The following is an 11,549-nucleotide window of genomic DNA, read 5'->3' on the forward strand; positions in this document are numbered from 1 at the left end:
GTCTCGGGGGCTCGGAGATGTTTATACCCGACAGGATGAAGGCTGAGCGGCGAAGCCGCTCGCCTTCAGGGGCGCGGGGAACTGCGCGACCAGCCCCCACCCACCCGCACCCGCGCAACAGGCCCCGCGACGCCTCACACGAGCGGCGCCCGAGGCCCCCCGGGAGAAGACGCGCGCGCCCCCACCACCGACTCCGCGACCGCCCGCACCTCGTCCTCCGGCACCGCGCGGTAGCCCGCCTCCGTGACGAGGGCCACCGACGGATAGATCCCCCGGTTCAGATCGGGCCCGCCCGTCGCCGAGTCGTCGTCCGCCGCGTCGTAGAGGGCCTGAACGGCCAGGGTCGTCGCGTCGGCCGCCGAGAGTCCCGGCCGGTACAGCTTCTTCAGGGCGCCCCGCGCGTACGGTGACCCCGACCCGTCGGCGTGGAAGGCGGTCGCCTCGAACAGGCCGCCGCCCACGTCGTAGTTGAAGATCCGGCCCACACCGCGCGCCTCGTCGTACCCCGCGAGCAGCGGGATCACCGCGAGCCCCTGCATGGCCTGCGGCAGATGCTCGCGGATCATCGTGGCGAGCCGCTGCGCCTTGCCGTTGAGGCTCAGCGGGCGGCGCTCCAGCTTCTCGTAGTGCGCGAGCTCCAGCTGGAACAGGCGCACCAGCTCCTTGGCCAGACCGACCGTTCCCGCGAACGCGACCGCCGTGTACTCGTCCGCCGCGTTGACCTTCTCCAGGTCCCGCTGGGCGATCACGTTGCCCATCGTCGCGCGCCGGTCGCCCGCCATCAGGACGCCGCCCTCGAAGGTGAGCGCCAGCACGGTCGTGCCGTGCGGCACGTCCCGCACCGGGCCCGTCACCCCGCTCCACGGCAGCGAGTGCGGCGCGACCCGCTCCGCGAACCGCGTGAACGACGACGTGTCGGCGTCCAGGAACACGGCCGGCAGCCCCTGCGTGTGATCGGTCATCCGTCCCTCGCCCTCCGGTTCGTCCCCAAGGCCTCCGGGGGACCTTCCCCGGCGCGCCGCCCGGCGAACCTGTCCGCCCGCCCGGGACATCCCCGGCGGGCCGCCGCCCCGGCATGGCATTCTGTCCCGATGAACGGTCCGGAGATCCTCGTCCAAGTCGCCCCCGAACTGGGGCTTTTCGTGCCCGCGCAGTGGCGTTCCGGCGAACCCGCGCCGCTCGTCACGGACGGTGTGTCCACGCTCGGCCACGTCGTGGAGTCGCTCGGCGTGCCCCTCACGGAGGCCGGCACGCTCCGCGTCGACGGCCACGACGTGCCCACCGCCCACGTCCCGTCGGCTGGCGAACGCGTCGAGGTGCTCCCCGTCCACCGCCCTCAGGAGGTGCCCGGCGCGCCCCTGCGCTTCCTGCTCGACGTGCACCTGGGCACCCTCGCCCGCCGGCTCCGGCTGCTCGGCGTCGACGCCGCGTACGAGGCCGTCGACATCGGCGACCCCGCCCTCGCCACCCGCTCCGCCGAGGAGCGGCGCGTCCTGCTCAGCCGCGACCGCGGACTGCTGCGCCGCCGCGAACTGTTCGCGGGCGCCTACGTCTACAGCGACCAGCCCGACGAGCAACTGCGCGACATCCTCGGCCGGTTCGCCCCCGAGCTGCGCCCGTGGACCCGCTGCACCGCGTGCAACGGGCCGCTCACCGAGGCGAGCAAGGAGGACGTCGCCGACCGCCTTGAGGGCGGCACCCGCGCGACCTACGACGTGTTCGCCGCCTGCACCGAGTGCAGCCGCGTCTACTGGCGCGGCGCCCACCACGCCCGCCTGGAGACGATGGTGGCGGACGCCCTCGCCGAGTTCGGCCCCGCCCGTGCCTAGGGCCCTTCTTTCGGATCCGGCTGGGCTCGCGGGGCCCTAGGGCCTGAGCACCTGCCGGAACGTGTACGTCCCGCTCGGCTCCATGCGCACCAGCGCCATCGGCTTGCCGTCCGGGTTGCCGTCCGAGCCGAAGGACAGCGGGCCGCTCAGGCCGGACACCGCTTCGCTGCCGCCGAGCTGGAGCAGCATCTGCAGGGTCGCGCCCGGGTTCACCTGGCCCTTGCCGTCGGGGCCCGCCGCGGCCCGTACGGCGATGCCGAGCGACCACACCGCGTCGTGCCCGAGCACCGACTGGCCGTCCTCCAGCGCCTTGTTCACGGCCTGCGCGCTGCCGCCGAACTCGGCGCGGTACAGCTCCACGAAGTCCGGCAGCGGATCGTTCTCCTTCGCGTACAGCTCGCCCGCGAGCGCCGGGTGGCCGAGCGCCGTGTACAGCACGGTCACCCGGCTGTCCTGCCACTCCGTACGGAACCGGGCGCGGCGCGCCTCGCTCTCCTTCGCCCCGTAGTACGCGCCCAGGGCGTCGTCGCCGGTCAGCAGCGTGACCGTGCAGCGGCGGTCCGGCGCCGACATCGAGTTGATGAAGTTGCGGATGTTCAGGCCCCGGCCCGCGAAGAACACCGCGTCGGGCTTGAGCGCGCACACCTTGTCGGCGACCGACGAGAACGCGTTCGACACCCCGTCCGTGCTGGACAGGAACTCCAGCGGCACCCCCTCCAGCTTCAGCCCGCGGTTCTGCGCGGCCGTCTGGAACGACCGGTACAGCGACGTGTTGTAGATGTCGTCCGTGTTCCGGTCCCGGATCACCGCCACCTTGTACCCGGGGTGCTTCTTCTGCTGTTCGCGCAGATAGTTGACCGCCCCCGAGGCCTGGTCCCGGTTGGGCGCCGACACCCGGAAGAAGCCCGGGTCCGCCGTGTCCGCGAGACCGTCCGCGGTGACCGTCGCCCCCATCATCGGGATGCCCCGCCTGCGCAGCTCCGAGACCGCCTTGCCGGTGCCGCCGCGGCTCTGCCCGAACCCGGCCACCGCGACCACGTGGTCCTCGCCCTTCGAGCGGGCGATCACCTCCTCGGTGAGCGGCTTCCACTGCTCCGAACGCAGCCCCAGATTGCCCACGAGCAGCCGGATCTGCGGCAGGTCGCCGCGGCCGCCGCCCAGGTCCGGGTCGTTGAGCCGGCGCTGCGCGAGATACGCGCCGAGCAGCTCGGCCCGCAGCCCGTACTTGGTCTCCTCCTCGCCCGGCACGGTCGTCAGCGGTTCCACGTAGACCACCGACACGTACTTCTTGCCGGACTCCTCGACCCGCGCGTTCTCCTTCTCGATCTTCGCCATGACGTCCTTGAGGGAGTCGTCGAAGACGAACGACCCGTCCGAGACGCCCACGCACTCCTTGCGCGGGCCGGTCTCGTAGATGCCCGGCGCGCACTCCTTGCCGTGCCCGGACCCGTCCTCGCCGAGGAGCGAGACCAGCAGCCACACCCCGGCGCCCAGCACCACGGCGGACAGCAGCGCCCAGGGCCAGCGGCGCGGCCGCGGCCGCCGTGGCGTGAACCCTCTCTCGTCTACCACCACGGTTTCCTCTCGTACCGCTGGGCCATGCGCAGCAGCACATGGCGGTCGTGTTCGTCCCCGATCGGCCGGCGCAGCGTGAGGAACTCCTCGGCGATGTCCGGGTACAGCTCCGCGTACGGGTCGCCCAGCGGGTCCGCGTACGGCTGCGGCGCGCCGCCCTCCGGGCGGGGGTGCGCGGTGATCCACCCCGCGGTGAGCAGCCGGGTGATGGCCCGCCGCGCCGCGTCCCCCTCGGCGACCCCCACCAGCCGCTCGTACCGCTCACGGGCGGACTCCGGCGGGGCGCCCGCCCAGCGGGCCGGGGCGCGCTGGATCCAGGCGAGGTCCGCGCACCACGCGTCGGCGCCCGTCTCGTCGAAACGTTCCCGCAGGAAGTCGACGGCGGCGGGCAGATCGCCCAGGGCCAGATCGTGGTAGGCGACCGTGCGCAGATCGCCGCGATCCCGGGCGGCCCGGCGCAGCGCGCGGTGCGCGCCCGTCCAGGTCCCCGCGTCGTCGTCCGGGCCGGCCGCCCCGTCGAGCCGGCGCAGCAGCAGGAACCGGGTCAGCCGGGGCAGCGCCGGCAGCCCCTCCTCCGGCTCGCGCACCGTGCGCAGATCGTCCGCGCTCAGGTTCACGAACTCGCGCAGCACCGACTCCTGGTTCTCCCACAGCGGCTCGCAGGTCTCGGCGCGGCCGAGGGTGAGCGTCGCCGCGGCCCGGGGCAGCACCCGCAGCAGCTGCCCCGAGCAGTCCCGCAGCAGCCGATCGAGGAGATCGGGGCCCGCCGTGAGGACCGGCTCCGGGCGCACGCTGCCGTCGGCGGGCGCCAGGCACTGCCGCACCCGCTCGTCCCACGGCAGCCCCGCCGGCATCCGGCGCAGCACGTCCAGGACCCGGGCGGTGCCCGCGGGATGGCCGCGCGTCAGCTCGTGCACGATCCAGCCGAGCCACTGCACCGCGTTGTCCGCGCGCGGCAGGACCGAACCGGCCGGCAGCGTGTCCACCGTGGCCGCCGCCTGCTCCTCCACCTCGCGCCGGGTCAGGTTCCGCAGCCGGCCCGCGCGCAGCGGCCCCGCGTCCAGCGGCGCGAACTCGCCCTGCTGCGGCCAGCTGTCCCCGTAGTCCGGGCGGCGGCCGCTGCCGGTCTCCGCCCGCACCAGCGCCTCCGGACGGCGCCGGGCCGTGGCCACGACGAGCAGCGGGTCGGGGCGCCGGGCGCGCTCGCGCGCGTCGAGCAGCAGTTGCAGGAAGGCCTCGCCGACGGGGGAGTCCGCGTTGTCGAGCAGGGCCAGGCAGTGGGTGGTGCGCAGCCGGTCGGCGCGGCTCGACGCGTACGCGCCGCGCAGGTCCGCGAGGAAGGCGTCGAGCAGCACCCGCTCGGCCTCCTCGCGCTGCGCCGGATAGCCGTTGTACAGCCGGTTCACGCCCACCAGGAAGTCGGCCGTGCCGCCGCGCCCCGGCGCCGTCCCGGACGTCTCGGCGAAGCGCCGGCGCAGCTTGAGGCCGCGCCACGAGCGCAGGCCGCCCTGCACCAGCGGCACGACGGCCGAGGTCCAGCCGGGCAGCCCCGCGGCCTGCGCCGCCGTGTCCGCGATGCCGAGCAGATCCTCGTACGCGTACTCCCGCGCCCGGCCCTCGCGCAGCGCCTCCGCCATGTCGCGCACCGCCCGCTCGCGGCTGCGCGCGTCCACGGCCGTGCCGACCGCGGCGAGAAGTGAGCCGAGCGCGGGGAACGACAGCTGCGGCAGGTCGTCGTGGCGGGCGCTGAGCTGGAAGGCCAGCTCCGTCAGCACGTCGATCCGCGTGCCGCCGCGTTCGCCGATCGGCTCCAGATCGAGCGCGGCGATCGGCACCCGGCGGGCCCAGCCGCGCAGATGCGCGGTGAGCGTGGACTTGCCGCTGCCGCGCTCGCCGAGCAGCACGAGGACCGGCAGCGGGCGCAGCGGTCCCGGCGGCCGGTCGATCTCGTCGGCGACGCGCCGGCGCACCGCCGCGTCGCGCTCCGACCGGCCCGCCCCGCCACCCGTCGCCCCTGTGTCTTCGGCCACCCCGCTCCCCCCACCGGCCGCACCCGCCCCCGCGGGCCCCGGCCGACTCCTGCCGACCCGTGCGAGAACTCTTCAATTCCCTTTCCTCGCAAGGTTATTCGGATGATCGAAGGCAAGCGCGGAGTTTCCCGATCCGGGGCGGCGGCGGGTGCCTCGAAGGCATCGGCTACGCTGCCGGTTCCTGACGGCGTGTATAGCAAGAGGAGATATGGCCCTGAAGCGACGTTCGGCCCTCGCCGGACTGACGATGGTGCTCGTGGCCGCGCTCGCGGCCTGCGGCGGAGGTTCCGGCTCGGACAAGGGCGCGGACGCGCGCGGCGGGGGCAAGACCGACAGCGGGTACGCCCGCCCCGCGGACAGCGACAAGGTGACCGGCCTGCGCGACGCCGTCCGCCACCAGACCCGCAAGACGGCGAAGGGGAAGCGGCCGCACTACGTGAAGAAGTGCGACTACGACACCAAGCGCGTGCGGCACACCAAGCGCACCAACGGGCGCACCAAGACCTGGTACACGACCAAGAAGGTCCGCGACTGCGACCGGGTGCGCAAGGGCACCGAGACGTACACCCGGGTCGTGCGCCCCGAGCGCTGGTGCGTCCGGCTCGACGACGTCGGCGGCAAGAAGGGCCGGGACGACGCCTGGTTCCACGTCCAGCGGTCCGTCTACAGCGAGGTCAACTCGGCACAGGACCACGCGAAGGTCAGCTTCGAGCCCATCGGCCGGGGCTGCTGACCCTGCCGGTCACGGGGGCGCTACGGCGCCCACACCGCCCGCTGCACGGCCTCCGCGGCCAGCCGCACCGCCGCGCGGCGGGTGGACTCGGCGAGCAGCTCCGGCTGGATCGGGCCGCCCGCCGCGAGGTGCCGGTCGTAGGGCAGGTGCACGACGCCGACGCCCGTCTCGCGCAGATGGGCCTCGGCCGCGGACAGGTCGAGATTCTGGTCCGGGGCGCCCGAGGTGAGGGCGACGACCGTCGACGGCAGCGCCGACTTCGGCAGACCCGCAAGCCAGTCGAGCACCACACGCGTGCCGCCCACGCCCTCGACCGTCATCGGGGCGACCACGATCCGGGCGTGCGCCGTGTCCATCGCCGTCCGCGCCACCTCGCCGGGCAGCGTCTCGCAGTCCGCGACCGTCACCGCGAAGTGGCGGCGCAGGGCGAGGGTGACCGTGCGGTACGTCGGCACGTCCAGCGGCGGGCCGACCCGGCCCCGGCTCGCGGGGAGCAGCCAGCCGCCGTTCGGCAGCGGCACCAGATAGCCCGTGATGTCGAGCAGGTCCATGCGCGGGGTCAGGATCCGGGCCAGCTCCACGCACGACCAGCGCACCGACTCGGCGCCGAGCCGCACCGCGAGCGTCCCGAGAGCGGCGTCCGCCTCCAGCGCCAGCACCGGGTCCTGGCGGTGCATCTGGAGCGAGCGGGCCACGAGCGCGGCCGCGGTCGTCTTGCCGACGCCGCCGCGGATCGAGGTCACGGCCACGAGGCGGCCGATGCCGGTCGGCTGCTGGAGGTCGCGCAGCAGCCGGGCGCCTTCCTCGGCGTCCGACGACGTGATCCGCCGGATCGACCGGCCCGTACGCCGCACCACGGAATCCCCACGGAGCGGCTTGCCCGCGGCGGGCGCGAGCCGCGGATCGACCGTCAGCACGGACTCCGGCGCCGGGAACGCGAGCTCGGCCCCGGGCCGCACCGCAGGCACGGCGGCCGTCGCCGGGGGTGCCTGGTGCGTCGTGTACGGGGCCGGAGGCGGCGGCACGGGAAGCACCTGGGGCGCGGACACAGGTGCGGGCGCCGCCACGGGCACGGGCGGCGGATTCTCCGGCGGCACCGGGGCGGCGAATTCGGCGGGCACGGCATCCTCCGGCTCGGGCGCGCCTACCGTGTCCCCGGGAACACCGGGGGTCTCGGAGGGCGCGGGGGCGTCGTGCGACTGGGGCGCGAAGGAAGACAGTACGGACTGCGGGGCGGCGTCCGACGCCGATTCCGGCACGGCCGGCGGCGCCGTGTCCAAGGCCGCAGGGGCTGGATCCGGGGCGGGTGCGGTGGCCTCGGCCGCTTCGTCCGGCAGCGACTTCAGCGAGGCCAGCAAGGATTCGGGCACGGCGGGCCGCACGGTGGCCTCACCGGGCAGCGCTTCGGGCGCCGGATCGGCGGACGCACCCTCCGCCCGCTTGCGCTTCAGGCTGCGGTCACCCGGGTTGGGGCGCTGCTCGTCCGGCCGGCGGACGGGGAGTGGAGACTTCCCGCCGGAGCCCCCACCGAGCTCGTCGGACTCAACAGACTCAACGGACTGATCGGGCTCAACGGACTCATCGGCGCTCATCGCACCCGCCGCGTCGGCCGGTTCGGCCGCTTCAGCGGGCTCAGCTGATTCGGCCCGTTCGCGAAGAATCGGTTCCGCAGCACACCCGTCCTCGTCGGAACGGCGAATCTCATCGGCTGACCCCCGCATTGCGCCCCTGCCCGGTCCCGTCTGACTCACGTACACCACCAGCGGCCCCGAACGGACCGCTGGACGCGAAATCCTATCGCTCGCCCCCACATCGCAGAGGCAAACCCCCCTTCCCTCACCGTCCCCTCACCACCCTCAGCAGATAGTGAGCCCCACACCGCACACCCCGACGCCGGCACCGACGGCCTCGCGCCGCCCTCTGTCCGCCGGACTTGCGCGGATCTACCCTGGGAGGGACGCATCGGCCCCGAGGGGGAGTCGCATGGGCGGACGCAGGCGTACTACGGGGTATCGGTGGTTCCTGTTCCGTCGGGGGAGGCGGGTGGCGCGCGGTGAGGTCGTCGAGGTGCAGGAGCCGCTGTCGCGCGGGGAGCTCTATCGGCTGACGGCGCATGAGCAGCCCGTCGCCTACGCGCTGGAGCCCGGCGGCGCGCGCGGGTTCAGTTTCCGGCAGCGGGTCAGGGCGCGGCTGGCGAAGGCGATGTTCGGGCCGGGGACCTTCGTGCCCAAGGCGACGGCCGAGGAGTACCGCGCGCTGCACGCCGGCTGGCACGAGTCCGAGCGCGCCGACTGAGGTGTGGGGGGGGGGGGGGGCGCCCCCCCCCCCCCCCGCCCCGCGCAGCGCGCGCGCGAGCGCGCGCGGCGGGGGCGCGGGGGGGCGGGCGCGCGGGCAGACACGCGCGCGGCTGGCGGGCTGGCATGAGTCCGCGCGCGCCTACTGTGGTGTGGGGGGCGAGCCGCCCCGCACACCCCTTCGCTCAGCTCAGGCGGACCGTGAACGACCGGTCCGTCGGCAGGGACGCCGTGCGGACCGTCGTCACGTCCTTCGCCGCGTCGTACGACCACGAACCGGCCGGGAGCGGCCGTCCGTCGACCGTCACCCGGTGCGGCTCCGGCGCCCCGTGCACGGTGAAGGTGTACGCGCGTCGGGTGGCCTTGCCCGTGTAACCGCCGTTGCTCCCACCGACGTTCAGGACCGTGCCGTCCCGGTCCGACTCCAGGGTCACGCGCTGCGTCGCCGACTCGCCCTTCGCGAACTTGCGGGTCACCCCGTCGTCCTCGTAGAGCGTGTACGCGCTCCGGCCGCCCCGGTCCGCGTACACGTCCCAGCCGAGCTGCGCCTTGTCCCGGGTCTTCCAGGACGTGGTGCCCTTCGGCCACATCGGCACGATCGCCCCGGACTTCACGAAGACGGGGAGCGTGTCGATCGGGGCGTGGTAGCCGTCGAGGGTCGTCGGGCCCTTGTACCGCTTGCCCGTCCAGTAGTCCGTCCACGTGCCCTTGGGCAGGTAGATGCCGTCACGCGTGTCCGAGTCCTTGTAGACCGGGGCGACGAGGAAGTCGTCGCCGGCCAGGTACTCGTACTTGGCGTTCGCGCCCAGCGTGGCCGGGTCGTCCGGGTACTCCAGCCACAGCGGCCGGACCCCGCCGACGCCCGTGTCGGAGGCCTGCTTCGCCAGCGTGTACAGGTACGGCATCAGGCGCTCGCGCAGCTGGAGGTACTTGCGGTTGATGGACGTGTAGGGCTCGCCGTCCACCCAGGGCTGCTGGTTGATCTTCTGGCCGGTGGTCAGGTCCCGGGCCCAGCCGTCCATCGTCATGATGGCCGGCAGGAAGGTCTTGGCCTGGAGGTCGCGCGCGTACATCTTGGCGTCGTGGGAGTAGATGGAGCCCACGTCACCGGTGTTGTACGCGATGCCGGACAGTGTCGCGCCCGCGTACGTGGGGATCTGCCAGCGCACGAAGTCCCAGGACAGCTTCTGGTCGCCGGACCACAGGACGGCACAGCGCTGGGCGCCCGCCCACGACACCGGCATCCACACGAAGCCGCGCGCGTCGCTGTTGTCCTCGATGCCGGCCTTCGCCCGGTCGCAGGCGTCGAGGGCCATGCCGTAGCCGTTGCCGACCCAGGCGACGTCGAGCTTGGCGACCCGCTGGCCGGCCTTGACCTGGTCGGCGAGCTTGTCGATGCCGTCCTGCGTCCACAGGCCGAGCTGGGCGCCACGCTCCTGGAGGCCCTTGGCGGTCTCGGCGAGGTTCTCGTAGCCGCAGCCGTATCCGTCGTTGACGAGCATCCAGCCGAGCGGCATCTGGTTCTGGACGTACCCGTCGGCGACCTTCAGGGAGTCGAGGGTGTGGCGCTCGCCCTGGTTCGCGTTGTGGAGGTAGCAGTCGGCGTCGCCCGGTTCGAGGCCGTAGACCGGCGGCATGAACGGCTTGCCCACGAGCGACGTGTACTTGCCGATGACCTGCTTGGCGTCACCGAGGAAGTAGTACGCGTCGAGGCGGCGCTCCTGCTGGCCGGTGTGGACCGAGGGGCCGAAGTCGTAGACACCGGGCGCGAACGTGTTCCGGTAGACGCCGTAGCCCGCCGAAGAGAGGTAGAACGGCTGGGAGTTGGGGTAGCCGCCCTCGTTCCAGTCCGTGTTGTTGGCGACGCGGACCGTCTTGTCCCGGTGCGAGAACGAGCCGTTCTGTTCGCCGCCGCCGAAGAACTGCTCGTCCGCGGCGCGCCGGAGGCTCTGCCGCATGCCGCCCGTGGACCAGCGCAGCGGCTTGTCCTCCTGCCACACGCGGGTCTTGTTGTCCGCCTTGTACAGGCCGAAGCGCAGGGGCTTCTTGTAGACGCGCAGCACGGCGTCGGCGGAGCGGATGCCGTAGTAGGCGCCCGCGTCGAAGGACGACGTGCGGGTGTTCAGGGCGGGCTGCTCGCGCACGATCTGCGAGCCGGCCGGGTCGCTGAAGGAGCCCGACGGATCGGCCTGGAGCCGGAGTTGACCGCCCTTCAGGAAGTCGGCGCGGGCCTTGAGCCCGCCGGCGGCGATCTCGTACCGGCCGTCGCCGCCCTCGAAGGCGGTCAGATCGCCCGCGTCGGTGGTCTCGGGGAGATACGCCTTGCCGACGAAGGAGTTGTCGTGCACGTCGTACGGCACGACCACGACGTGATACGTGCCGTTCGCCTTCGGGATGACGGTCGCCTCGGGGTCGGCGGTGCCCGCGCTGGAGGCGACCTGCTTGCCCGCGTCGTCGTAGATGTACATGTCGAAGTCGTCGGTGGGGCGCTCGGCCCACTCGATCGAGACGGGGACGCCGCCCTCGGGATTGTCGTCCCAGTACCCGTCCGGGACGGACACCTTCAGGTCGAAGCGGTCGCAGACCTTGCCGTCCGGATCCTCGGCGGCCGTCGGGCACTTCGAGGGGCTGTCGACCGTGCCCGCCGCGTACGTGGGGCTCTGCCAGGTGACGCTCTTGTGCTCGGCGTCGAGGCTGCCGCTGCCGGGGGTGGCGGCGCCCGCGTCCTGGGCGGGCGCCGCGAGCAGCGCCGCCGCGAGGGCGGTGGTGGTCCAGGCGGCGAGGGCTCTGGCTCTGCGGTGCGGTTGTCGTTGGTGCGGTTGTCGCATGTGGCGCGTCTCCACTCAGAACGACCAGCAGTTGTTTACTTGTGCTTGAAACTTGCGGCCAGCGTGCAGCTTCGCGCAAGAGTCGGAGTGAAGATTTCCGCGTCACGCAGGTTCATGTCAACCGAAAGCGCAGGAAGGGGGGGCGGGGGGCCCCCACCGGGGCCCCCCCCCGGCCCCCGCCGATGGGCGCCGGCGGACTAACTCGCCCCGTAGACGGGGGACGCCCCGCTTCACTTGGTCGGGGGGGGGCGCCCCCCCGC

General features: G+C 73.5%; 8 protein-coding genes. 3 read left to right on the plus strand and 5 right to left on the minus strand.

Translation table 11 applies throughout. From position 1 onward, the window contains the following. Positions 1 to 134: 134 nt before the first annotated feature. Positions 135 to 962 carry a proteasome subunit beta gene (gene prcB / locus ACFW9D_RS35225; protein WP_384629002.1) on the minus strand — a complete coding sequence of 276 codons (828 nt, stop codon included), beginning with the start codon at positions 960 to 962 and terminating at the stop codon, positions 135 to 137. A 129-nt stretch (positions 963 to 1,091) separates the two neighbouring features. Between prcB and ACFW9D_RS35230 the strand changes: the two genes are divergently transcribed. Beyond that, complete coding sequence (locus ACFW9D_RS35230) at positions 1,092 to 1,829, plus strand: Mut7-C RNAse domain-containing protein (protein ID WP_384629005.1); 738 nt, start codon at positions 1,092 to 1,094, stop codon at positions 1,827 to 1,829. Positions 1,830 to 1,865: 36 nt separating this feature from the next. Here the strand turns inward: ACFW9D_RS35230 and ACFW9D_RS35235 are convergent, their stop codons facing one another. Both ACFW9D_RS35235 and ACFW9D_RS35240 read right to left on the minus strand, forming a co-directional pair. Beyond that, the gene (locus ACFW9D_RS35235; RefSeq protein ID WP_384629008.1) at positions 1,866 to 3,401 is read right to left on the minus strand and encodes an ABC transporter substrate-binding protein; all 1,536 of its coding nucleotides are present in this window, start codon (positions 3,399 to 3,401) and stop codon (positions 1,866 to 1,868) included. Continuing rightward, positions 3,395 to 5,434, minus strand: coding sequence for an ATP-binding protein (locus tag ACFW9D_RS35240; RefSeq protein ID WP_384629011.1), 2,040 nt, complete (start codon positions 5,432 to 5,434; stop codon positions 3,395 to 3,397). Before ACFW9D_RS35240 ends, ACFW9D_RS35235 begins: the two co-directional genes overlap by 7 nt. Positions 5,435 to 5,642: 208 nt before the next feature. Here ACFW9D_RS35240 and ACFW9D_RS35245 point away from each other — a divergent pair, with 208 nt between their 5' ends. Then, complete coding sequence (locus ACFW9D_RS35245; protein ID WP_384629014.1) at positions 5,643 to 6,167, plus strand: hypothetical protein; 525 nt, start codon at positions 5,643 to 5,645, stop codon at positions 6,165 to 6,167. A 20-nt stretch (positions 6,168 to 6,187) separates the two neighbouring features. Here ACFW9D_RS35245 and ACFW9D_RS35250 read toward each other — a convergent pair whose 3' ends face one another. After that, positions 6,188 to 7,288: a type VII secretion protein gene (locus ACFW9D_RS35250; RefSeq protein ID WP_384629017.1), complete on the minus strand. Its 1,101-nt coding sequence runs from the start codon at positions 7,286 to 7,288 to the stop codon at positions 6,188 to 6,190. A 922-nt stretch (positions 7,289 to 8,210) separates the two neighbouring features. On the opposite strand from ACFW9D_RS35250, the gene ACFW9D_RS35255 reads away from it, so the two are divergent. Beyond that, positions 8,211 to 8,462 carry a hypothetical protein gene (locus ACFW9D_RS35255; protein WP_188335938.1) on the plus strand — a complete coding sequence of 84 codons (252 nt, stop codon included), beginning with the start codon at positions 8,211 to 8,213 and terminating at the stop codon, positions 8,460 to 8,462. 184 nt (positions 8,463 to 8,646) lie between these two features. Here ACFW9D_RS35255 and ACFW9D_RS35260 read toward each other — a convergent pair whose 3' ends face one another. Further along, a complete protein-coding gene (locus ACFW9D_RS35260; RefSeq protein WP_384629020.1) occupies positions 8,647 to 11,289 on the minus strand; it encodes a TIM-barrel domain-containing protein in 2,643 nt (880 codons plus the stop codon). Positions 11,290 to 11,549: the final 260 nt, after the last annotated feature.

It is taken from the genome of Streptomyces sp. NPDC059524, assembly GCF_042749255.1.
Classification (GTDB): domain Bacteria; phylum Actinomycetota; class Actinomycetes; order Streptomycetales; family Streptomycetaceae; genus Streptomyces; species Streptomyces xanthii.